Origin of the sequence: Paenarthrobacter ilicis, assembly GCF_016907545.1 — a bacterium.
Classification (GTDB): Bacteria; Actinomycetota; Actinomycetes; order Actinomycetales; family Micrococcaceae; genus Arthrobacter; species Arthrobacter ilicis.
Window position 1 is genome coordinate 3,307,383 of the sequence record NZ_JAFBCD010000001.1, and the last position, 20,994, is coordinate 3,328,376.

Genomic DNA, 20,994 nt, shown 5'->3' on the forward strand with positions numbered 1-20,994 from the left:
CACAGTATCCGGACGGCGCTCAAAACGCTGCGGCGCAGGACACAACGCCTTATTCAGCGGCAAAGATGTCCTCAATGGCGCAGTCGAAAGTCCTGGCAATCTGGAACTGCAAACGTCAGGATGATCGCCGGAACGTAGTGGTGGGCTGGCGCCCGCTCCCGGGTTAGCGTTGAACAATGACCGCTGAATACAGGTACGACGTCGAGGTAGTGCACCTTCTTGTGTCGCCGGCCCACGCCTATTTTGGTCGCGCCAGGGAAGGAGCAGCAGACGTTCCCACTACTGACGCGGAGCAGGCCGAGTTGGTCGCAGGCAAAGGAATTGTTGGCGACAGGTTCTTCGGCAAAGCGGCTCATATGGACGCCGCCGTGACGTTGTTTGCCATGGAAGCCCTCGAGTCCATCGCGGCCGAACTCGATGCCGGGCCCTTCGATCCGCTCTTGACGCGGCGGAACGTCATCCTTCGGGGAGTAGAGCTGGCACCCTTGCTGGGGAAAGAATTCGTTATTGAGTCTTTGGAGGATGAGGTGCGTCTGAGGGCAGGACGCCCTGCCCACCCCTGCGCCTGGATGGACCAGATGCTGGCCCCGGGAGCACATAAAGCGATGCGGGGGCGAGGTGGCGTCCGATGCCAGGTGATTGCCGGTGGCTTGCTGCATCGCGGGCCGGCTGTGTTGGTCAGCCCGGTTCCACTCGATCACGGCAAGGCCGGCGAAGCCAACGTGCTGCGACCGTCGCGGTTGCCGTGACCTCAACACCTACTTTGCTTGCTTTCTCTCCGCCGCAGCCAAGGCGGCACCCTTCAGCAAACGGGCTGCTTGATCGCAGGCCAATGCCCAGCCGAAGCCGGGCTCCATGCAGCGCGGCCGGGTTGGGAAGGGCGGTGCCGTCAAAGTCACGCAGCTGAGACTGCGCCACCTCACACCTCAGCAACCGGCGCCGCGAACTGGGCCTCGTACAGCCGCGAGTACGCCCCGCCCGTGGCCAGCAACTCCGAATGGGTTCCCTTTTCCACGATCTGCCCGGCCTCCATCACCAGGATGAGGTCGGCGTCGCGGATGGTGGAAAGCCGGTGGGCGATCACAAAGCTGGTCCTGTCAGATCGCAGCGCGTTCATCGCTTTCTGCACCAGCACCTCTGTCCGGGTGTCCACGGAGCTGGTGGCTTCATCCAGGATCAGCACGGACGGCCGCGAGAGGAAGGCGCGGGCTATGGTCAGCAACTGCTTTTCGCCAGCGGAGACATTCCCGCCTTCGTCATCCAGCAAGGTGTCATACCCCTCGGGCAAGGACCGAACAAAGCGATCCACGTAAGTTGCCTGGGCGGCCTCATGTATTTCAGCTTCGGAAGCGGCGGGCCTGCCGTAGGCGATGTTGTCCCGGACGGTCCCGCCAAACAGCCACGTATCCTGCAGCACCATGCCCATCCGCGAGCGCAATTCCTGCCGCGAGAGGGACGCGATGTCTACTCCGTCCAGGGTGATGCGCCCGGAATCGAGTTCGTAGAACCGCATCATGAGGTTCACCAGGGTGGTCTTTCCTGCCCCGGTTGGCCCAACAATGGCGATGCTCTGGCCGGGTTCGGCTACCAAGCTGAGATCCGTGATGAGCGGCTTGTCCGGTGAGTAGCGGAAGGACACATTCTCGAACACGAGCCGGCCACTCGAAGGACCGGAAGCGGAAGCAGCCGGCTCCTCCGATTCTTCCTCTTCATCCAGCAGATCGAACACACGCTCGGCCGATGCCACCCCGGATTGCAGCATGTTGGCCATGGACCCCAGCTGCGCCAAGGGCATGGTGAACTGCCGCGAGTACTGGATGAAAGCCTGCACATCGCCCAATTGCATGGCGCCGGAGGCTACTTGCAGCCCACCCACCACTGCAATCCCCACGTACACCAGGTTCCCGATGAACGTCATGGCGGGCATGATCAGCCCGCTCACAAATTGTGCTCCGAAGCTTGCCTGATACAGCTCGGCGTTCTTGGCCCGGAACTTCTCCTGCACCTCGCTGTGGCGTCCGAACACTTTCACCAGCGCATGCCCGGTGTACGTTTCCTCGATTTGGCCGTTGAGTTCACCGGTGTTCTTCCACTGCGCCACAAACATTTTTTGGGATCGTTTGGCGATCAGCATGGTGATACCCAGGGTCAAGGGAATGGTCACCAGGGCGATCAGGGCCAGCAGGGGCGAGAGGATGAACATCATCACCAGCACGCCCAGGACTGTCAGCAGCGATGAGACTACTTGGCTGATGGACTGCTGGAGGCTTTGGGAAATATTGTCTACGTCGTTGGTGACGCGGCTGAGCAGTTCTCCCCGCTGGATTTTGTCGAAGTAGCTCAGGGGCAGCCGGTGTATTTTCGCTTCGATCCGTTCACGCAAGCGGTACACGGTGCGTTGGACAACGCCATTGAGCACGTACGCCTGCATCCAGCCGAACGCTGATGCCAAAACATACAGCGCCAACGCCCACAGCAGCACGGAGGACAAGGCAGCGACGTCGATTCCGACGCCGGGCGTCAGGGTCATGGCGTTGAGCATGTCAGCCTTGCTGTTGTCACCTGAGGCGCGCAGGCCCGCAATGACGTCGTCTTTGGAGACGCCTGCAGGCAGTTGCTTGGACACGACGCCGGCAAAGATCAGGTTGGTGCCTTCGCCCAGCAGCCGCGGGCCGATCACACTCAGGGCCACGCTGGCCACTGCGAGGACCAGGACGACGGTCAGCCATACACGTTCAGGATGCAGTGTCCCCAGGAGGCGACGCGCCGAGGCGCCGAAGTTGGACGCTTTCTCCGCAGGAATGTTCATCCCGGCGAAGGGTCCTCCGCGGCCCGGTCCCATGGCCGGCCGTTGAGGACCGCGGGGTCCTGCTGCGGGGGCGCTCATGCTGCCTCCTCTGCGGCGAGCTGGGAGGACACGATCTCCCGGTAGGTTTCGGACGTCTCCAGCAGCTCGTCGTTGGTTCCCTGCCCAACGATCCTGCCGTCGTCGAGCACCAATATCTGGTCCGCATCCGCGATGCTGGACACGCGCTGGGCGATGATCACCAACGTGGCGCCGTTGGTGTGGCGCTTGAGTGCCTGGCGCAGCCGGGCATCGGTGGCGGTGTCCAGGGACGAAAAGGAATCATCAAAAATGTAGAGCTCCGGTTTCTTGACCAGCGCCCGCGCAATCGCGAGCCGTTGCCGCTGACCGCCGGAGACGTTGGTGCCGCCCTGGGAGATGGCGGCGTCCAGTCCCCCTTCCATGTCACGGACAAAGTCCTCGGCCTGCGCCACGCGGAGCGCTTGCCACAGCTCATCCTCCGTTGCATCCGGTTTGCCGTACTGGAGGTTGCTCCGCACTGTGCCGGAGAAAAGGTAGGGACGCTGGGGTACCAGGCCAATATGGCCCCACAGGTGGTCCGGGTGGAGGTCACGGACGTCCACGCCATCCATGCGCACGGATCCGCTGGTGGCATCGAACAAGCGCGGCATGAGGTTCACCAAGGTGGTTTTCCCGGCTCCTGTACTGCCGATGATCGCGGTGGTCTGCCCGGCCCGGGCGGTGAAGGTTACCCCACTCAGCACCGGCTGTTCCGCGCCCGGGTAGGCGAATCCGACGTCGCGCATTTCCAGTTCCCCGCCCAGCCCGCCGCGGCGGCTGCCCGTCAACAACACCGGGTTCGACGGCGGCTGGACACTGGAGTCGGTCTCCAGCACCTCGCCGATCCGGTCGGCGGAAACGGACGCGCGGGGGATCATCACGGCCATGAACGTGGCCATCATGACGGACATGAGGATCTGCATCAGATAGCTCAGGAACGCGATCAGGGTGCCCACCTGCATGGATCCGTCCTCGATCCTGAAGGAACCGAACCAGATCACCGCGACGCTGGAAACGTTCATCACCAGCATCACCACAGGGAACATGAGGCTCATCAAACGGCCGGCCCGCAGCGCGACGTCCGTGACGTCGTCGTTCGCTTTCCCGAACCGGGCTGTTTCCATGTCCTCCCGCACGAACGCGCGCACCACGCGGATACCGGTGAGCTGTTCGCGCAGGACCCGGTTGACGGCGTCGATCCGGACCTGCATTTTCCGGAAGAGCGGCACCATCCGTGAAACGATCAGCCCCACCGCCACCAACAGCACCGGCACGGAGACCGCGATCAACCACGACAGTTGGGCGTCCTGCCGCACTGCCATGATCACGCCGCCGATGCTCAACATGGGTGCGGTCACCATGAGCGTGCAGGACATGAGAACCAGTTGCTGGACCTGTTGAACATCATTGGTGGAGCGGGTGATCAGTGACGGCGCCCCGAACTTGGTGACTTCCTGCTCCGAGAATTCGCCCACCCGGGTGAAAATGGCTTCCCTGACGTCGCGGCCCATACCCATGGCGGCCCGCGCAGCGAAGTACACGGCCACCACGGCGCAGAGGATCTGCAACAGCGTGATGAACAGCATCAGGCCACCCATGCGGAGGATGTAATCGGTATCCCCTGTGGCCACGCCGTGGTCAATAATGTCCGCGTTGAGGGTCGGCAAATACAGTGACGCGACGGACTGCGCCAACTGGAACACCACCACGGCTATCAACAGCCGTTGATGCGGCCGCAGAAAACGGACCAGGACCTTCCAAAGCATGCCAACTCCCAGCGAACGCAGCGGTAACCGAAGGCCAGTTTACGTCTGGTTGCTGAGGGCAACTAGAGAAAATGCTGTCAGTTTTTGAGGCGCAGTTTGCGCGCTTTCGCACCCTTCTTCAGGTACTCCTGCTGTGCGGAATCAGCCGCCTGCCGTTCCTGCGCATACAGGACGCCGTAGGTAAATCCGGCCTCACCGGCGCCTGATCCCAGCCGCAGCAACTCTTCACGGGCCATGGCACTGTCTTGGTGCTCCCCCAGGATCGACTGCACTTTGTGCGCCGCCTTCACCATGGCCGTCGCACGCTTTCCGTGGACACCGTCCACGGCGGCTGCCGCGAACCGCAGCTTCTTGGCGGCCTTCCGGACCTCGTGGAACGCATGGTCACGATCAGGCCCGACGGCGGCACGCACCGCGGCTTCATGCCGCGCGGCGAGCCGTTTGGCAGCTTTGTTGACCAGTTTGGCGGTGGCCTTTCGTCCCGCACCCTTGCCTTTTAACGCAGTGGAATCAATGAGCGCCTCAAGATTCTCCAACAGCCGGTAGTAGCGGGGGCTGGTTATCCGTTCCCCTATCGCCGCCCTGGAAATGTCCGCCCTGAGCTGCATCCTTTGGTCCAAGTCCTCCAGTGGGCTGCCCCTGAGGAGCTCTGCAGGCAGGACCTCCAGGCTGGTCCGCAGGCGGTGGTGGAGGACCTCGTTGTCACGGTACCGGCCCAGTGTTTCAGCCAGGGATTTCAGCTCACTCTCCAAAGCCACTGCCTGTGACTCCTCAAAGAGGGTCCGGTAGCTGTGCAGCACAGACCGGATACGGGGGATCACGGAGCGCAACTGGTGGACGGAATCGTCCCTGTCCTGGCGGACGTGGGCATCCTGGAGCATCCATTCAGCCAGCTGCGTTTCCAGGTAAGCGATCACCGCTGAGCGCTGTGGTTTTTTGGTCTTCGGCAACGCATCGCCAAGGGCCGTTGCCAATTTGGAACTGCGCTTGCTGGCCACGGCACCTGCGGCAACGAACTGGCCGGCAAGGGTCTCCATCAGTTCATGGTCAGCGCTGTGCGCATCTGCCAGCTCAACTTCCCATTCGCGCCAGGCATCCTCGCGCGGCTGCCCCGCAGCAACATGGGCAGTCACTTGGTCATCCACGAACTCCGCAGTGCGGGTACCGTCCGCGGCATAGAGGGCGTAGCTTGTCCGTTCGGTGTGCAGGGTGGCCACGGGAGCCAATGCCCGGCCGCGGGTGTAGGCCAACACCCTTTCCAACAATTCGTCCGGGACCACATCCACGGAGCCCAGGGCTGCGTGGACCTCGGTCCTGCTGCCTGCGCCATGGGGAAGTTTGAGGTGCCAACCCGCGTCCGTCCCGCCGGTGCGGCGCCGCAGGGTGATTTTGTGCGCCGCCAATGACAACTGCTCCGTATCAAAGTAGACGGCTTCGAGGTGGTGCACCATGGGCTCGCCAACCCGTGCCACCCCCGCGATCCGGCGGAAATCCGGAAGCGGCGTGGAAGCGCTGGCGTCGAACTTCCGCTCGGTCTCTACGTTGCTGGACGTTGCCATGGGCTTCGTTGCTCCTTCATAGTGACGGGCTCCAGGGATGCCGCAGGGGCCGGCCCAGATGGTGGGCCGGCCCCCGTTGGAGCTTTTACTTAATGCAGTACCCAGTGTGGACGAGTCCTGGGCATCCCGCTAGATATCAAGAGAGCGGGGGGTGGGTTCCAAGGGAGCATCACCTGCGTCATCCACATCGCCGCCCTTGACCACTCCGCGCCAGGCGCCGGTTTCATGGCCCTGGACCTCGATGAACTTCTTGAACTTGTCCAGATCAGCCCCCACCCGCATGCCGTCCACACCCAAGGCCGAGCCTGCCTTCTCCGTCACCGTTTCCGGCTCCCAGATGATCTCCACCGAGACCCTGGTCTTTGAGGGCTCCAGCGCTTCGAAGCTCACGGAACCGCCGTTGCGCGGACCATCGACGCTGGCCCAACTGACCAGGGTGTCCGGGACCTGCTCCACAATCTGCGCATTGAACTGGCGCTTGATGCCGCCAACATTCGTGGAGAAGTGGAGTCCGGTATCGTCGATCTGCTCAACGGCAACAACCCCGTTCATGAACTCAGGGAATGTCTCGAACTGGGTCCATTGGTTGTACGCCACGGATACCGGGACGTCAACGTCAATCGATTTGTTGACGGTTGCCATGAATGACTGCTCCTTCGATTGTGTCTCGGGTGCGGATACTGCGGTACTTCGAGTGGCGCGCCAGCCCGCTGGCTGCTTAACAGGTGGCGCGCCAGCCTATGCGCGCCAGCGTGGTGTTTAGCCGGCGTCGAAATCTTCGTCGTCATCGTTCGGGGACTCTTCCTGGGGAAGATCGTTGCCGCTGCCATCGGGCAGGGTTTCGTCGTTGCCGTCCGGCTGGAGCGACTGCTCTGCGTGGGACTGGTCCTCGGTTCCGCCGAAGCGTCCGGCTCCGGGCTCACCCGAACTGTCGGAGTCTTCCGGGTCCAAGTGGCTGAGGTTGGGCGCGCCGGTGGCAAATGTTTCGCCATCGGGGCTGTCCTGGCTCAGACCGGCGTCCGTGAGGTCTTCTTCAACGCGGGGCTGTGCCTGGCCCCCGCCGGCTTCCTGCTCTGCCGTGGGCGTGCCGTAGCCTCCGACTTCCTCTTCCGGTGTGGCATTTTGCTTGTCCATGCGACCTGTCCTTTCCAAAGCGGTGAACGTGTATATGGAACTCTTCAAAAGCTATGAAGTTGTGCGGCGGTGGATCCATGCCTTACTACCAAAATAGTCAGCAAACTTAGCAATAGCAAAGGGGGCGTTAAAAAGAGCGGCCGCGGGCAGGAGATTCCTGCCCTCGGCCGCCCCACATCCTGGTCAGTCCGTGGGGTTGGTTTCCGCTGTCAACCCCCGGTGGTCTGCTGTTGCATTGTCCTTTTCTTCCGCCGGGCCCGGCGGGCCGGATGACTCACTCTGCCCAGCATCCGCAGCATCCTCCCCCGAGTCCGCGGGCGGATCCACAGCGATCTCCGGCGCTACATACTCACGCCCCGGGGGTTCGGGATCCCTGGGGATGGGGTTGCCGGGCGTAGTGGTTCCATCCCGAACCGTAGTGCTGCCTGCAGTTTCGTTGGAGTCCGTGGTCATACGCGGGACCGACCCCGGCCGACAACCCAGCCAATGAGGGCCAGGACCAGCAAGATGATTCCCACCCACAACAGGAAACTCAACGCTTGGTTCAAACCGCCCACCAAAAGCAAGATGATGGCAATAACACCGGCAATTATCAGAAGTGTGTTCATTGAGCTACGCATCCCTTCAATAAATAGTTTCTATTCAGGAAGGCGTCCGCTGGTACTCCCGAGGGAGCGCCACCCATGCCAACGGGCACCGTTCGGGGAAATTCATCCCCTTTTGGCTTACCCACCCCTCGGAAAAGGAATCAAACTGAACAGCTTTCCGGAAGAAGTGCGTTCACAGCATCATGATAGGCGCGGCGGACGGCAGTACGAAGCATTTTGGTCAGGAAACTTAGTAAAGTTTTGTCGCCAAACTTTTGGACCCGTCCGCACGGGTCAGGGACGTGATCTGCGCCGCACCGGGGGACAACCTGGACCACACCTTCGTTGGAAGGGCAACGAGGGGAGGCCTCATGCTCATTGTCCTGACGGGAATCGACGGTTCAGGGAAGACGACGGCGGCCCGCGCCTTGGTCAGTTCGGCACGGGCCGGTGATCCGGCGCTTGCAGGTGATCCGGCGCTGGCCGGTGGTGGCAAATCCCTGCTCCTCAGCAATCACGCCGGCCGCAGGCACTTGTCCTTGCTTACTGATCGGATGAACCGGCAGCTGCCATCCCGGGTGTCCGATGCAATCGAAACCACCATCCGGCTCTTTAACGTGCTGGTGAACCACGCCCGCGCCAGCCGTTTCGACGGACTGGTGGTGATGGACCGCCACCTCCACTGCCAACTGGCTCTCAGGGACGCCAACGGCCTGCCACGCGGGCGCCTGCTCCCCTGGCTGCTGACCAAACTCCCCGCGCCGGACCTGCTGATTCACTTCGACGTGGATCCGGCGATTGCCCATGAACGGGTCACGGCCCGCGGAACGGACCGGGAGACCCTGGCGGACCTGCGCGCGTTCAGGGATGCGTACCGCTCCCTTCCGAAGCTCTCCGATGCCCTTGTAGTGGACGCATCCGGCACGCCCGAAGCCGTTCACGCCCAGGTAATGGATCTCCTGCAAACCCGTCGCAACCTCGCTTCTCCGTCGCGGGGCAGCAACGACGGCGCGGGCCAGCGACGGAATTAGCCAGGCCCACCGCCTACTCCCTTGGCCGCATCAGCGGCGGGTTAAGCACCGCGCGGGTGGCTTGGCCCGGCGTCGTACGCGCCTCGGGGGTGAGCCGAAAGAGGGCGGCGGGCCGTCCGGCGTCGCCCGTGGTCATGGTGCCGGTGTCCTCCAGGAAGCCGGGCGTGCCCGTGGCTTTGCGGTGGAAGTTGCGCGGGTCCAGGCGGGTGCCCCACACGGCCTCATAGACGGCACGGAGCTGTGCGATAGTGAACTCTTCGCCGCAGAAGGCTGCGCCAAGGGGCGAGTATTCCAGCTTTGATTTGGCGCGCTCGAGGGCGTCGTCCAGGATCCGCGCGTGATCGAAGGCAAGCTCCAACCCGCCGCCCACCACTTCCCGCACCGGGTACCAGGCCGCATGTTCCGCATCGCTGCCGGCCGCCAGCACCGGAAAGTCCGGCGCAAGCAGCAGGTGGGCCACTGTGAGGATATCGCCGCGGGGATCGCGGCCCTTGGGTCCGTAGCTCGCCAGTTGCTCCAGGTGGCCGGGCAAGCGTTCGACGCCGGTCTCTTCCGCCAGTTCCCGGCCCGCCGCTTGGAGCAGGTCCTCGCCCGCCAGGACGAAGCCGCCGGGCAGCGCGGCCTTGCCTTTGAAGGGTTCGATGAGGCGGGTGATGAGCAGGACGTTCAACTCTCCCCCACGCACGGTCAGGGCTACGACGTCCACGGTGACAGGAAAGCGCTGGGGCTCAGGATGTTGCGGCATGGCTCCACTCTAAGGGAGTTATCGTCATGTTGACAATAAAGCCGATACGGTTCTACTGTTGCTTTATCGTCATGTTGACGAAAACAATGAAGAGGAGCACATCATGGCAAACATCAAGCGCTACCCCTGGATCAGCCACTTCCTGGGCAGCCCCACCGGCTACGTGGTCCACCTGCAGAAAGGCACCGTCCGCCACCAGGGAGTCGGCCAGGCGTTCTGGTTCCGCCCCGCCAACTCGGTCCTCTCCGAAGTCCCCGTGGACGACCAGGAACTGCCCACCCTGTTCCACGCAATCACCCGCGACCACCAGGACGTCAGCGTCCAAGCCAACGTGACCTACCGCTTCATCGACCCCGTGGCTGTTTCCACCCGGCTGGACTTCGGTCTGCAGACAACGGGATCGGCGCCGGCCACGGGACGCGAGCAGGTGGCCACCATCATTGGGCAGCTCTGCCAAAGCCACGCCATTGACCAGATCGCCACCACCACCCTGGGTGAGGCCCTGGAACGCGGAGTCAGCCAACTGCGGCTGGTCCTCACCGACGCCCTCCGGGCCGATGCGCGGCTCCAGTCCACGGGCATCGAGATCCTGGGTGTTCAGGTGCTCGCCGTGCGGCCGGAATCAGACGTGGAGAGGGCTTTGCAGACTCCGGTTCGCGAGCAACTCCAAGCCGAAGCGGACCGGGCTGTCTACGAAAGGCGGGCAGTCGCCGTCGAACGTGAACGCACCATCTCCGAGAACGAGATGGCCAGCCAGATCGAACTGGCCGTCCGCCGCGAGAACCTGGTGGCGCAGGAAGGCGCCAACGCCCGCCGTGCCGCCGAAGAGAAGGCCGCCGCAGGCCTGATCGAGGCCCAAAGCGCCGCCGAACGCAAGGGAATCGGCGCCGCCGCCGAAGCCCAGCAGATCCGCCTGGTGGGTGAAGCCGCGGCAGCCAAGGAAGCCGCCACCATGGAGGTCTACCGTGGCATGGAGCAGTCCACGCTCATGGCCCTCGCGTTCAGGGATGCCGCCGGCAGCCTGCCGAACATCGGCAACCTGACCATCACCCCGGACCTGCTCAGCGGAGCACTCGCCGGACTGTTCAAGGACCAGGCCGCCACGCCTGCAGAGAAGTAAGGTCACACCATGGCAACCCCGCGCATCGTCCTTGTCCACCGGCGGACCGAGCTCCAGGAACTCCTGGACCGGCACGCCACCCGCGGCCAGGCCGAATTCTTCCTCCGCACCCGAGGCCGCAGCATCCAGGACGTGCAGGACAGGCACGATCACCTGACGGCTGCACTGGCCACCGTGCGCGCTTCCATCCCTGCGGAGTGGCGCCAAGCCGAGGTGGAGCGCGCGGATCTCAGCCGGTTCCTGATCACCGCGGAAGACATCATTGTGGTGGTGGGGCAGGACGGCCTGGTGGCGAACGTCGCCAAGTACCTGAACGGTCAGCCCGTGATCGGCGTCGACCCCGAGCCCGGCGCGAACCCCGGGGTTCTTGTACGCCACTCCCCCGGGGCCGCCGCCGCTCTGCTGCGGGCCGGGGACGTTGGACAGCTCCGCTGCCAGAACCTCACCACCGTGACGGCAACGCTCGACGACGGGCAACAACTTTCGGCGCTCAACGAAGTTTTTGTGGGACACGCCTCGCACCAATCGGCCAAGTACGTTGTGACGGCACCGAGTTTCACCTCCCCCGACGGACAGACCGAGCGGCAATCGTCGTCGGGGCTCATCGTTTCCACGGGCACCGGGGCAACCGGCTGGTGCGCATCGATCGCGTTGGAGCGCGGCGGCCGCGCACTGCCCGCCCCCACGGATCCCCGGCTCGCGTGGTTTGTCCGCGAAGCCTGGCCGTCACCGGTCACGGGAGCCGCCTTGACGGAAGGCGTGCTGGAGGCCGGCGAGGTTCTCCGGATCACGGTGGCATCCGATCAGTTGGTGGTGTTCGGCGATGGCATGGAGGACGACCGGCTGGTGGCCTCGTGGGGGCAGGAAATCACGGTGCAATTGGGGCAGAGGCCGCTGCGGCTGGTTGCCTGACATCTCCACTTTATCCAGTCGATGTAGAATACTTCCTCAACCTTTCATCTACTGAGGAGCTTCCGTGAGCTACCCTGCCCAAGCTACGGGCCAGACCCCTCCGGTGCGGCCTTCACGGGCTCCGGGGCGCGACGCCGCGTGGGGTTGGCTGATCGGGCTGCTGGCTGGGATCGCGGGCGTGGCACCGTGGTGGATCACCGGCGCGCAACTGCCTCTCCAGAATCTCTGGGCAACACAGGTCATGCCGGCCCAGATGCCTCCGGCCCTGCTCCCACTCAGTCAATATGAAGCCACCACCCTGGTGGCCATGCTGACGGTGGGCGGCGCCCTCGCAGGCCTGGCTGTGCGCATCTGGTCCCCCGCCCGCCGCGGGCTGGTGACCGGGTGTGCCGTCGCTGGGGTGCTTGTTGTCCACTTCACGGCCACCGTTCAATCGTTCAGCGTCCTTCAGGCCGGACTATCAACCGGGACGTTGGCCGGCATGTACTTCGGTGGACTCCTGGCGGGGGTTATTGCATCGATAGTGGCGGCGGTTCTGGCCCTCCTGCTCATCGCTTCACGGTCCACCCTTGGCGCCACCATTGCGTTCGGGCTCTTGGCCGTTCCCTTCACTTCATGGCTGGTTCTCTGGGTGGTAGGCGTGATGGGCTTCGTCAATGTGCCCACGGCAGTGCCCACCATCGCGCGGTGGGTTCCCGCCGTCGTCGTGGGTTGTGCCCTGGCATGGTGCGGGCTGAAGCCAGCCAGCCGGGCTGTGGCGTGGGTGCTCAATCTCGCGTTCCTCTGGCTGATCCCGGCCGTATTCACGGCCGTTCAATCCGTGCTGGGGACCCGGGTTTTGGCCGGCGACATTCCGGAAATGGTGCTGATGGGTCGCCAGGTTTTGGTGCGGGCATTAGGACCCGACGGCGGCGCGCTGCCAACAATGCTGCTCGCCCTGGTGATCGGAGTGCTGGGTGTTGGTGCCCGTATGGTGCTTGATCGCCGGGGTCGTGTGGATTCGTCAGAAGCCCGCTAGATCCTTGTAGGGTGGGGACAAACATGTTTGGGGGAACATATGAAACACCGCTTGTTGCTGACCGTTATTGCAGGGACCGCTCTGGTTGCCTTGACCGGTTGCACCAGCTACACAGGAATCGCCGCAATCCAACGGGCCGCCGACGCACGCGATGACCTGCCCGCCAACGTCAAAAGCTCAGACCCGGATATGCCGTCGAATTACCGGCTTCTGGTTGAAGATGCGGACGTTCGGTACTTGGGGGCTGAGAGCCAGGACCACTCCGTTGTGTGCGTCGCCGCCGTCCCTGCGCTCAAGCCTGACCAGTGGGTTATTGGCTGCAGCGACGGGATCATCAATGACCGCGAAATTGTCACGGTGAGCCACATCGGGCAGCCGACGGTGAAGCTGGTGACCGACAATTTTGATACCCAGGCCCTCGAGTCGGAGGGCTGGCGCAAGATTCACTCCAATGTGTTGGTGGGCAGGGTCTTGGCCTTTTAGCCGCGGGATGTGAGAGAGCAACCCGGTTGATGCAGCGGGATGTGAGAGAGCAACGGTTGGCGGAGAGTCAACCGTTGTTCCGCTGTGGGGGCCGGGGTAGGGTGACCGGACCGTCCACCACATCATCGTCTGGAACAATTCTGGGAGGAACCATGACACATGTGAGACGTCAACTGGCTGCTGTAACGGCGGCCTTGGCACTGACTGCGACCAGCGGAGCGATGGCCGGCCCCGCGTTCGCCGATCCCCGCGAAACGGACAAAACCCCAACGGCCACTGGCTACGGCGGAGCCGTCAGCACGGTTGACCCCGAGGCTTCGGCAGCCGCCATCGAAGTTCTGAGGAAGGGCGGCAACGCAGCCGACGCCGCTGTTGCAGCGGCAGCCACCCTCGGCGTAACCGAACCCTATAGTGCGGGCATTGGGGGCGGCGGGTACTTCGTTTTCTACGATGCCAAGACCAAACAGGTGGGCACCATCGACGGCCGAGAAACCGCTCCCGCCGCCATCACTAAAGACGCCTTCATCGATCCCGCCACCAAAGAACCCTACAAATTCACCCCGGACCTGGTGACCAGCGGAGTGTCAGTTGGCGTTCCCGGCACCGCCGCCACGTGGGAGCGCGCTTTGAAGCGCTGGGGAACGCTGGATCTAAAGGATGCCTTGAAACCTGCCATCAATGTGGCCAACCGCGGCTTCGTGGTGGATGAGACGTTCCGGCAGCAAACGTTGGACAACAAACTGCGTTTTGACGCGTTCACCTCCACGCGGGACCTGTTCTTGCCCGGTGGTGACGCTCCCGCCGTCGGAAGCGTCTTCAAGAACCACGATCTTGCGGCGACGTACCGCCTGCTCGCCAAAGAAGGCACCAAGGCGTTTTACGGCGGGCCGCTGGCGGAAGAGATCGCCAAGACCGTGCAGGCACCACCCAAAACCACCACCACAGAGCTTCCGGTTCCGGTGGGCAGCATGACCGCCAAGGATCTGGCCCAATACAAAGTGGTGGATCAGGACGCCACCAAAGTGGAATACCGCGGATACGACGTTTACGGCATGGCCCCGTCCAGCAGCGGCGGAACCACGGTTGGCGAGGCGCTGAACATCCTGGAGAACTACAACCTCAAGGGGATGAAGCCGGCCGATGCCCTGCACCACTACTTCGAAGCGAGCTCGTTGGCGTTTGCGGATCGCGGTGCGTATGTGGGCGACCCGGCCTTCGTGAATGTTCCCACCAAGGCGCTGCTGGATCAGGTTTTCGCGAAGGAACGCTCCTGCCGGATCAGCCCGACGGCGGCTGCCCCCAAGCCTGTGGCGCCCGGTGATGTGAAATCGTACGACGGCGTGTGCCCGGCTTCTGCGGCGCCACTCGCCGACGAGACGGATACGGAAAACATCTCCACCACCAACATGACCGTGTCCGATAAGTGGGGCAACGTGGTGGAGTACACGCTGACCATTGAGCAAACGGGTGGGTCCGGAATTGTGGTGCCGGGGCGTGGATTCCTGCTCAACAATGAGCTCACGGATTTCAGCACGGTGTACAGCGAGTCGGATCCCAACCGAATTCAGCCCGGCAAACGTCCGCGTTCATCCATGGCGCCCACCATCATCCTGAAGGACGGCGCACCGTTCCTGGCATTGGGTTCACCCGGCGGATCCACCATCATCACCACGGTGCTCCAAACCATTGTGAACCGCGTGGACCTGGGCATGACTGCACCGGAAGCTCTGACCGCACCACGTGCCGCGCCACGTAACGGTGCCACCGTCAGCTCCGAGCCCGCATTCATTGATGCTTATGGCAAGGATCTAACGGCCTTGGGACACACTCTGGTCCCTGCCGGGGATGCCTTCACCTCCGCCGCGGAGATCGGGGCGGCCACGGCGATCGAGTTCAATAAGGACGGTTCCACCACGGCTGTGGCCGAACCAACCCGTCGGGGTGGTGGGTCGGCCATGGTGGTGAGAGAGCAACCCGGGAAACACGGCGGGAAGTGAGAGAGCAATCCGGGAAACACGGCGGGAAGTGAGAGAGGAACGGGTGGGGGGGTTAGGCGCCGGGGAGGAGTTTCCGCACCACGGTTTGGAGCTTCTGCAGTGCAGGGTCCAGAGAGGCGCTGACCGCAAACTTCAGGAGTCCCCGGCATGCCAACCCTGCATCCGTGAGCTCGCCCGCCAGCAGGAATTCCATCAGGTCCTGGCTGGGGAGGAGCCGCACAAAGCCCGCCTCGGAAGCGTCCCATTGCGGGGCGCCTTCGGGGCGGGCTTCTGCCGCGATGGACACGTGTTTCCTGCGGGAAGAACGGGCGGACCACCATTCGGATCCTGCGTAGTACACAGCGGATGACTTGTAGCCGGTTTCTTCGGCCATCTCCCGGTGGGCTGCGTCCTGGGGTGTTTCGCCGTGGTTCACGTATCCACCCGGAAGTTCCAGGAGTGTCTTGCCAGGCCCTACGCGGAACTGCTCAAAAAGAACCACATCCGCGCCGCCAGGGGTGAAGGCCAGCATCGCGGCAGAGTCCGGTCCCGCGATCACGTCCCACTCGGAAACCGACCCGTCGGCCTCCAAATAGGTGTCCTTGTTAACGGTGACAAAACCTTTGTAGGCGCGTGTGGACCAGAGTTTGCGCCACAGTTCGTCCTGCGCGCTCAACAGTTCCTGTGGCTCGCTCAACGTGGGCGATTGTTCTTGAGCTCCCGGCTGAATCTCCACACCATCACCAACGACGCAGCGGACACGATGATTCCGGAAATCGTGGACCATATTGACTGTTCTTCATGCGAGAAGAAAATTGAGACCGCATATCCACCCATCACTAAGGAAAGCAACAACCACAGCAATGCCTTTTGATTCACAATACATTCTTTCTATTTGTAAGTTCATTCAACGGAGGTCCCGCTTGGTGAAAACCGTCAAGGCTGCCGCTGTTACCAGTACAAGCCAGCCCACGGCACCGAAAAAAGACCCCGACGCCGGTATGTTGACAGCCGCTTGTTGAGCCCAGTCGGCTGCCAGCACCGGGAAGACGAACTGTGAGTACTGCCCCTCGGGACCAAGAAGGATGCGGGGAAGTGTGAGGGTGAGGGGAACGGCGAAGAGGCTCACCAGGTGGCTCCGGATAAGGGAACCAAGGCCAAAGCCCCACAGTGCTCCCATTCCTGCGGCACCGGCGAGCGCCAGTGCCTCAGGAAGGCCCGCGCCAACGCCTGCAACTCCCCCGCTCAGGAATGCGGCCAAGGCGCAGCTGGCTCCCCGCGCGGTCCACGCCGGAACCCGCTGGAACAGGAGCACCCTGCGGTGGAAACTCCCCGAGCGGTAGTCCGCAGTGAACGCCCAGGACCCCAGGATTGCGGAGACCGTCAGGACGAGGGGCAACGCCGTTTCCACCCCCATCACCATGGCAGCCAATGCTGGCAAGGTGTTGATGACCGCCCCTTTCCACAACACTGGCCGGAGCACGTCTGCACTGAATGCTGCCTTGTAAACGCCCATTCACGGCTCCCTGGAGCGGACAAACCACAAGGCGCACCCGCCGGCGAGGATGAGCCAGGCAAGCGAGACGAAGAAGGACGGAAAAGGATCCAGGAGCCCCTCCACAGGAAGCCCGGCCACACCTGCCAACGCGCCGGACGGGAGCCAACGTCCGACGTCGGGATTATTGATCAGAAGGGGCAGTTCCACGGCAACCGGAACCACCAGGGTGAGGATGGTGGTCGCGTAGTAGTGCTGGATGATCCACCCCAACGAGCAACCCCATGCGGCCCCCAGTACACACGCCAGCAGCACGCCCGGCGCTCCGGCCACGGATTCCGCTGTCACCAACAGTGGGGCCAGGCCGGGGGCAGCAGCAAGAGCCACGCTTAAGCCCCAGAGGATCAGGCCAACCAGGCCGGTCAGTAGCCCAATGATCAGCGCTGCGGCACATTTGCTGTGAACCAAGGCAGTGGCCCCGCACGTTACGATGCTCCGCCGAAGCGTGCGGTAAAACGCTTCCCTGGTCACCACATAGCTGCCGGCGAATGCAGCCACCGGTACCAGGCTGACCGCGATGGCCCAGAAGATCGCAACATCCTGGGCACTCTTGGCTTGATCCGGCCAGCCCAGAAAGTTGGCCACAAACCACGGCACCAGAATGCAGAAGGCAAGGGTGCCCAGCACCGAGTATCCGCTGACGTACCTCAGCAGCTCAGACCCCAAGCCCCGAATCAGTGCCTTCGAATCAACACTCATGGGGCGGCCTCAAGGATGGCGAAGTAGGCGGATTCCAGGCTGCCGTTGCCCATGGATTTCGCCTGGCGCAGCGTCCCTGTAAACAGCATCTTCTGCTTGAGGATCACCACGTGGTCCGCCACCTGTTCCAGCTCGGTGAGCTGATGGCTGGAGACCAGAGCGCTCCCACCACCGGCAGCGAATTCGCGGAGGAACCGGCGGAGCCATTGAATACCCTCCGGATCCAGCCCGTTGGCCGGCTCGTCCAGCACCAGCAGCCGGGGATCGCCGATCAGTGCGGAGGCAATGCCCAGCCGTTGCCGCATCCCCAGCGAGTAATCACCAACCTTCCTGCCGGCGTCAGCAGTCAGATCCACCAGTTCCAGCACGTGGTCCACCCGCGCGGAAGCGGCTCCCGCGGCCAGCTGGTAAATCCTTAGGTGGCGGCGCCCGGTCAGCCCCGGCTCCACCTCCATGCCGTCCAAGCTCACCCCCACGGAGGTGGCCGGGCTTTTCAGGGCACGGTAATCGGACCCGAACACCAAGGCGCGGCCGGACGTTGGTTCCAACAGTCCAGTGAGGCCGGCCAGCGCGGTGCTTTTCCCGGCTCCGTTGGGCCCCATAAGACCCACCACGGTGCCCGCATGAACATCAAAGGTGAGGTCCTCTACCGCGTAGCGGTTCCCCCGCTTTTTGCTGAAGTGGTCAAAGCTTGCGTGGATGGTCATGGCTGCGCCTTCCTTGCGTCGGATGGGTGAACCGGGCCTGCCGGCCACAGCGGCGAACTGGTCAGTGAGTCCCACAACCACTGCCCCAGGCTGGTGGAGTGCTGGCTGACGATTTCGGCCCTTCCCGAGGACGAGAGGTTGATGCCGGACTCCAGCGTGGCCGGGTAGGCAACGGCCGGGATGCTTTGTTGGTCCAGCGCGACGGGAACCACGGTGTCCAACGGAGCGGAAATGTCCGACGGCGGCCGGTCACCCAGGGTGGCGTGGCCCAGGTTTTCGTGGATGATCATCCCTTGGGATTGCAGGGTCACGTGATCCCCTGCGGTGAAGCCGGCGCCAGGGCTTCCCAGCGGCACCACGATGCTGAGTTCACCGTGGTTGTACACATACCCGGCAACGGTCACCGGCGTGACGGGGATGATCGCAGTGAGCGCCGCGGCACCCGCGATTCCCAGAAATGACACCACGGTTCGACGCCACAGAGGGCTCCCGTTTGCAGCGCCGGCTCGAAAGAACCGGTAAATCCCCCTGCCGGCCATCACCAACAGGAGGCAGAGAACCAGGAACACCACCGCGTGCCCGGCAAAGCCCAGTTGCAGGAAGATGGGCAACAACCGTTGGAAGCCCACCACCATGAAGATGACGCCGGACACGAAGCATGCCAGGCCGAACCACGGCAGGAAACCCCGGCCTGGGTGCTCACGCCGGGCGCCCAGGATGCTGCCACGCGCCACGTCGCCCAGAGCATCCAGCGACTTCTGCCGGAGGTGCGGCACATCCAGTGCCGACATCAGAGCCACGTACCCGTCCAACTTGATGAACGGAAAGAGGTTCAGCACCGCCACGGCGTAACAAATCATGCCGTAGAGGACGGCGGCCTCTTTCAAAGCTGACTCAGGCAGGACCATCTGGGTTGCCAGGGCAATGCTTCCCAAGGCGACGTGCGCCAAGGGGCCAGCCATGGCTATCAGCACCCGCTGCTTCCTCGATCCCAGACGCCACCCGTCCGTGACATCGCAAAAGAACGCCGGCGATAAGTAGAACAGCATGATGCCGATCCGCCGCGGGGTTCCGCCAAAGTATGTCAGCGCCATGCCATGTGACAGTTCGTGCAGCAGTGTGGAGATGAACATGGCCATCACAACGTAAAGGTAGGCCTCGATGGGGAGCGGAGACGCCAGCACCGTCCACATCTGAGGGCCGGCCGCAACAGCTCCCACCAATCCGGCGAGCAAAAGAAGGAGTGCGGCAACGGCTCCCATCGGGCGCATCAGCACCGCAACGGCCGGCCGGAGACTGCGTAAAAGCTTTGTTGGGTTAAATAGTGTGAACTGCACTGTCAGTGGGGCCCGGAACTGGACCCTGCGCAGCGAAGCCGGCTTGGCGCCGTCGTCGAACATTCCAGTGGGCGCCAAGCGCCGGACGATTCCCATGACGTCCGCAGCAGTCCACGGCGACCCCAGACGGATGGCCACCTGGGCCGGATCCATACGCCCGTCCAAGGCTTTGAGGAAAAGTGCGACGTCGGCAGAGACCCGGGCTTTCGGCACACCGTTGATCGCCACGATCCACGGCCCGCCCTCCTGCAGCGGCTGGTCTATGGAAGCAGCGGGGGCCAACCGGACGGGCCATTCGACGGCTGGTCCGGCAGCTTGGGGTTCCTTGATCCACCTCATATCAAGGGGTGCGGGATGGGGGACTGTCCGGGGCGGGGGAGCCCTTTGGTTTCGTCCATGGTTAAAGGCACGGCTCCTGGGCAGATCGCTTTTCCGGCCACCCAGCCCATGCCCCGGATGTGGTCCGGCAAGCGGTGCGTCAGGCTGACCCAGAGCGCCGGGATGGAGCGCTGGGCCAGATGCTGCACAAGGGTGGTGACGGTGGGCGCAGGGTGTTGGGCCGGAAGACGCGCGGGTGCGAAGGACCGGATCCACTCACTCATCGCACTGATGGCGGCCGGCGTTGTCCAGAACTCCGCGCGCGTATCATCGTCGGTCACTGCCGTTGGGGACACTGCTGCCGGGGTCCGTGCCAGGAAGAGTTCGCGGATCTGCAGTCCCTCTTGGAGTGCTCCCACCAGGGCCCGCAAAGGATCCGGCGATGCTTTTAAGCCCACAGCCGCGAAGGGCCGGGAGCCGGCGGTTTGGGTAATGATGCACACGGCAGTGACCAACGGACTCCCCTCGGTGGGGACGAAAGCCAGTGTTGGCATCACTCCCACGGCTTTCCCGGCGGCAAGCAGCCTCAGCAGCCCGGCCGCGTCCGGCGTGTCAGGAAGTTCCGGGACGTCAACCACCCGGAGCGGTGCCTGCTGCTGCCAGGCGGAGAGAAAGGCATCCCGCTCCAGGACCTCGGAGATACCGGCCAGCTGCGCGAACTCCTCGGAGGGCCCGGACGCTGCACCGTTGGGAGACGGGTCAAAGAACGGATCCCATAAATTGGCGGCCCCGGCAGTGGAGGTCATCTTCGGCGCGTAGTCCACCAAGGGCGCTGGCATATGGGTTTCCTTGCCGTTGGCCAGGTTGGCTGCGCGATACCAGGGGAGCTCGTATGCCAGCGCCGATGCCCGGCCCAGGCCTGCAGTGACAAAATCGATCCGCTTCTCCAATGCGGCCTGGTGGACCAAGAGGTGGACATCATCTGCCTGCTTGGGGATCAGCGCAAAGCGCTCAACAGCTTCACCGGCACCACGCGTCATGGAGGCGCGCTTGTTGATATCGAAAGCACCCACCGCGCCGGCGAAACCGGACGCCTTGGCGCCCGCCAACACACCCACAGTCCGCCACAGGCCAACACTGTTGGGAACGTAAACGGAGGATTCAGACACCAATCCGGAGCA

Annotated in this window: 21 protein-coding genes; 7 read left to right on the forward strand and 14 right to left on the reverse strand. The window is 63.4% G+C overall.

Features of this window, described 5'->3' with window-relative positions:
• Window positions 1–176 precede the first annotated feature (176 nt).
• Window positions 177–749: an MOSC domain-containing protein gene (locus tag JOE60_RS15060; protein WP_167267242.1), complete on the forward strand. Its 573-nt coding sequence runs from the start codon at window positions 177–179 to the stop codon at window positions 747–749.
• A gap of 170 nt (window positions 750–919) precedes the next feature.
• On the opposite strand, the gene JOE60_RS15065 is transcribed toward JOE60_RS15060, so the two are convergent.
• The 7 genes from JOE60_RS15065 to JOE60_RS15095 form a co-directional block, all read right to left on the reverse strand.
• Window positions 920–2,887 (reverse strand): ABC transporter ATP-binding protein, encoded by a 1,968-nt coding sequence (locus tag JOE60_RS15065; protein WP_275588144.1) that lies wholly within the window; start codon window positions 2,885–2,887, stop codon window positions 920–922.
• Window positions 2,884–4,632: an ABC transporter ATP-binding protein gene (locus tag JOE60_RS15070; protein ID WP_167267244.1), complete on the reverse strand. Its 1,749-nt coding sequence runs from the start codon at window positions 4,630–4,632 to the stop codon at window positions 2,884–2,886. The genes JOE60_RS15065 and JOE60_RS15070 overlap by 4 nt, the downstream gene beginning before the upstream one ends.
• A gap of 77 nt (window positions 4,633–4,709) precedes the next feature.
• On the reverse strand, window positions 4,710–6,191 hold the full coding sequence (locus JOE60_RS15075) for a CYTH and CHAD domain-containing protein (protein WP_167267246.1): 1,482 nt from the start codon (window positions 6,189–6,191) through the stop codon (window positions 4,710–4,712).
• A gap of 129 nt (window positions 6,192–6,320) precedes the next feature.
• The gene (locus tag JOE60_RS15080) at window positions 6,321–6,833 is read right to left on the reverse strand and encodes an SRPBCC family protein (protein ID WP_167267249.1); all 513 of its coding nucleotides are present in this window, start codon (window positions 6,831–6,833) and stop codon (window positions 6,321–6,323) included.
• Window positions 6,834–6,950: 117 nt separating this feature from the next.
• Window positions 6,951–7,325 carry a hypothetical protein gene (locus tag JOE60_RS15085; RefSeq protein ID WP_204814945.1) on the reverse strand — a complete coding sequence of 125 codons (375 nt, stop codon included), beginning with the start codon at window positions 7,323–7,325 and terminating at the stop codon, window positions 6,951–6,953.
• 183 nt (window positions 7,326–7,508) lie between these two features.
• Window positions 7,509–7,778: a hypothetical protein gene (locus JOE60_RS15090; RefSeq protein WP_167267254.1), complete on the reverse strand. Its 270-nt coding sequence runs from the start codon at window positions 7,776–7,778 to the stop codon at window positions 7,509–7,511.
• Complete coding sequence (locus tag JOE60_RS15095) at window positions 7,775–7,933, reverse strand: hypothetical protein (protein ID WP_167267257.1); 159 nt, start codon at window positions 7,931–7,933, stop codon at window positions 7,775–7,777. The genes JOE60_RS15090 and JOE60_RS15095 overlap by 4 nt, the downstream gene beginning before the upstream one ends.
• A gap of 350 nt (window positions 7,934–8,283) precedes the next feature.
• On the opposite strand from JOE60_RS15095, the gene JOE60_RS15100 reads away from it, so the two are divergent.
• Window positions 8,284–8,943 carry a nucleoside/nucleotide kinase family protein gene (locus JOE60_RS15100; protein WP_167267260.1) on the forward strand — a complete coding sequence of 220 codons (660 nt, stop codon included), beginning with the start codon at window positions 8,284–8,286 and terminating at the stop codon, window positions 8,941–8,943.
• A 13-nt stretch (window positions 8,944–8,956) separates the two neighbouring features.
• Here the strand turns inward: JOE60_RS15100 and JOE60_RS15105 are convergent, their stop codons facing one another.
• Complete coding sequence (locus tag JOE60_RS15105) at window positions 8,957–9,688, reverse strand: NUDIX hydrolase (protein WP_167267262.1); 732 nt, start codon at window positions 9,686–9,688, stop codon at window positions 8,957–8,959.
• Window positions 9,689–9,791: 103 nt separating this feature from the next.
• Here JOE60_RS15105 and JOE60_RS15110 point away from each other — a divergent pair, with 103 nt between their 5' ends.
• From JOE60_RS15110 to ggt, 5 genes are all read left to right on the forward strand, one after another.
• Entirely contained in the window at window positions 9,792–10,808 is a 1,017-nt protein-coding gene (locus JOE60_RS15110) for an SPFH domain-containing protein (RefSeq protein WP_167267265.1), read from the forward strand.
• 9 nt (window positions 10,809–10,817) lie between these two features.
• Window positions 10,818–11,720 carry a diacylglycerol kinase catalytic domain-containing protein gene (locus JOE60_RS15115; RefSeq protein WP_167267267.1) on the forward strand — a complete coding sequence of 301 codons (903 nt, stop codon included), beginning with the start codon at window positions 10,818–10,820 and terminating at the stop codon, window positions 11,718–11,720.
• Between the two features lie 64 nt (window positions 11,721–11,784).
• Entirely contained in the window at window positions 11,785–12,738 is a 954-nt protein-coding gene (locus JOE60_RS15120; RefSeq protein WP_338112571.1) for a hypothetical protein, read from the forward strand.
• A 39-nt stretch (window positions 12,739–12,777) separates the two neighbouring features.
• Window positions 12,778–13,221: a hypothetical protein gene (locus JOE60_RS15125; protein WP_167267269.1), complete on the forward strand. Its 444-nt coding sequence runs from the start codon at window positions 12,778–12,780 to the stop codon at window positions 13,219–13,221.
• Between the two features lie 152 nt (window positions 13,222–13,373).
• On the forward strand, window positions 13,374–15,218 hold the full coding sequence (gene ggt / locus JOE60_RS15130; protein WP_167267272.1) for a gamma-glutamyltransferase: 1,845 nt from the start codon (window positions 13,374–13,376) through the stop codon (window positions 15,216–15,218).
• A 52-nt stretch (window positions 15,219–15,270) separates the two neighbouring features.
• Here the strand turns inward: ggt and JOE60_RS15135 are convergent, their stop codons facing one another.
• From JOE60_RS15135 to JOE60_RS15160, 6 genes are all read right to left on the reverse strand, one after another.
• Window positions 15,271–15,894 (reverse strand): NUDIX hydrolase, encoded by a 624-nt coding sequence (locus tag JOE60_RS15135; RefSeq protein WP_167267275.1) that lies wholly within the window; start codon window positions 15,892–15,894, stop codon window positions 15,271–15,273.
• A gap of 210 nt (window positions 15,895–16,104) precedes the next feature.
• The gene (locus JOE60_RS15140) at window positions 16,105–16,713 is read right to left on the reverse strand and encodes a hypothetical protein (RefSeq protein ID WP_167267277.1); all 609 of its coding nucleotides are present in this window, start codon (window positions 16,711–16,713) and stop codon (window positions 16,105–16,107) included.
• Entirely contained in the window at window positions 16,714–17,451 is a 738-nt protein-coding gene (locus JOE60_RS15145) for a hypothetical protein (RefSeq protein ID WP_239528877.1), read from the reverse strand. It abuts the gene before it with no gap.
• Window positions 17,448–18,158: an ABC transporter ATP-binding protein gene (locus JOE60_RS15150; RefSeq protein ID WP_167267280.1), complete on the reverse strand. Its 711-nt coding sequence runs from the start codon at window positions 18,156–18,158 to the stop codon at window positions 17,448–17,450. Before JOE60_RS15150 ends, JOE60_RS15145 begins: the two co-directional genes overlap by 4 nt.
• Window positions 18,155–19,834 carry a daptide biosynthesis intramembrane metalloprotease gene (gene mpaP / locus JOE60_RS15155; RefSeq protein WP_208381522.1) on the reverse strand — a complete coding sequence of 560 codons (1,680 nt, stop codon included), beginning with the start codon at window positions 19,832–19,834 and terminating at the stop codon, window positions 18,155–18,157. The genes JOE60_RS15150 and mpaP overlap by 4 nt, the downstream gene beginning before the upstream one ends.
• Window positions 19,831–20,982 (reverse strand): YcaO-like family protein, encoded by a 1,152-nt coding sequence (locus JOE60_RS15160; protein ID WP_338112572.1) that lies wholly within the window; start codon window positions 20,980–20,982, stop codon window positions 19,831–19,833. Before JOE60_RS15160 ends, mpaP begins: the two co-directional genes overlap by 4 nt.
• Between the last annotated feature and the right edge of the window lie 12 nt (window positions 20,983–20,994).

What these genes read in the sequence shown, in the direction of transcription:
- JOE60_RS15080 (WP_167267249.1), bottom strand. Translation starts at nt 6,833, where the DNA reads ATGGCAACCGTCAACAAATCGATTGACGTTGACGTCCCGGTATCCGTG.
- JOE60_RS15100 (WP_167267260.1), top strand. Translation starts at nt 8,284, where the DNA reads ATGCTCATTGTCCTGACGGGAATCGACGGTTCAGGGAAGACGACGGCG.
- JOE60_RS15060 (WP_167267242.1), top strand. Translation starts at nt 177, where the DNA reads ATGACCGCTGAATACAGGTACGACGTCGAGGTAGTGCACCTTCTTGTG.
- JOE60_RS15115 (WP_167267267.1), top strand. Translation starts at nt 10,818, where the DNA reads ATGGCAACCCCGCGCATCGTCCTTGTCCACCGGCGGACCGAGCTCCAG.
- JOE60_RS15150 (WP_167267280.1), bottom strand. Translation starts at nt 18,158, where the DNA reads ATGACCATCCACGCAAGCTTTGACCACTTCAGCAAAAAGCGGGGGAAC.
- JOE60_RS15075 (WP_167267246.1), bottom strand. Translation starts at nt 6,191, where the DNA reads ATGGCAACGTCCAGCAACGTAGAGACCGAGCGGAAGTTCGACGCCAGC.
- JOE60_RS15145 (WP_239528877.1), bottom strand. Translation starts at nt 17,451, where the DNA reads ATGAGTGTTGATTCGAAGGCACTGATTCGGGGCTTGGGGTCTGAGCTG.
- JOE60_RS15085 (WP_204814945.1), bottom strand. Translation starts at nt 7,325, where the DNA reads ATGGACAAGCAAAATGCCACACCGGAAGAGGAAGTCGGAGGCTACGGC.
- JOE60_RS15065 (WP_275588144.1), bottom strand. Translation starts at nt 2,887, where the DNA reads ATGAGCGCCCCCGCAGCAGGACCCCGCGGTCCTCAACGGCCGGCCATG.
- mpaP (WP_208381522.1), bottom strand. Translation starts at nt 19,834, where the DNA reads ATGAGGTGGATCAAGGAACCCCAAGCTGCCGGACCAGCCGTCGAATGG.
- ggt (WP_167267272.1), top strand. Translation starts at nt 13,374, where the DNA reads ATGACACATGTGAGACGTCAACTGGCTGCTGTAACGGCGGCCTTGGCA.
- JOE60_RS15140 (WP_167267277.1), bottom strand. Translation starts at nt 16,713, where the DNA reads ATGGGCGTTTACAAGGCAGCATTCAGTGCAGACGTGCTCCGGCCAGTG.
- JOE60_RS15095 (WP_167267257.1), bottom strand. Translation starts at nt 7,933, where the DNA reads ATGAACACACTTCTGATAATTGCCGGTGTTATTGCCATCATCTTGCTT.
- JOE60_RS15125 (WP_167267269.1), top strand. Translation starts at nt 12,778, where the DNA reads ATGAAACACCGCTTGTTGCTGACCGTTATTGCAGGGACCGCTCTGGTT.
- JOE60_RS15090 (WP_167267254.1), bottom strand. Translation starts at nt 7,778, where the DNA reads ATGACCACGGACTCCAACGAAACTGCAGGCAGCACTACGGTTCGGGAT.
- JOE60_RS15110 (WP_167267265.1), top strand. Translation starts at nt 9,792, where the DNA reads ATGGCAAACATCAAGCGCTACCCCTGGATCAGCCACTTCCTGGGCAGC.
- JOE60_RS15105 (WP_167267262.1), bottom strand. Translation starts at nt 9,688, where the DNA reads ATGCCGCAACATCCTGAGCCCCAGCGCTTTCCTGTCACCGTGGACGTC.
- JOE60_RS15070 (WP_167267244.1), bottom strand. Translation starts at nt 4,632, where the DNA reads ATGCTTTGGAAGGTCCTGGTCCGTTTTCTGCGGCCGCATCAACGGCTG.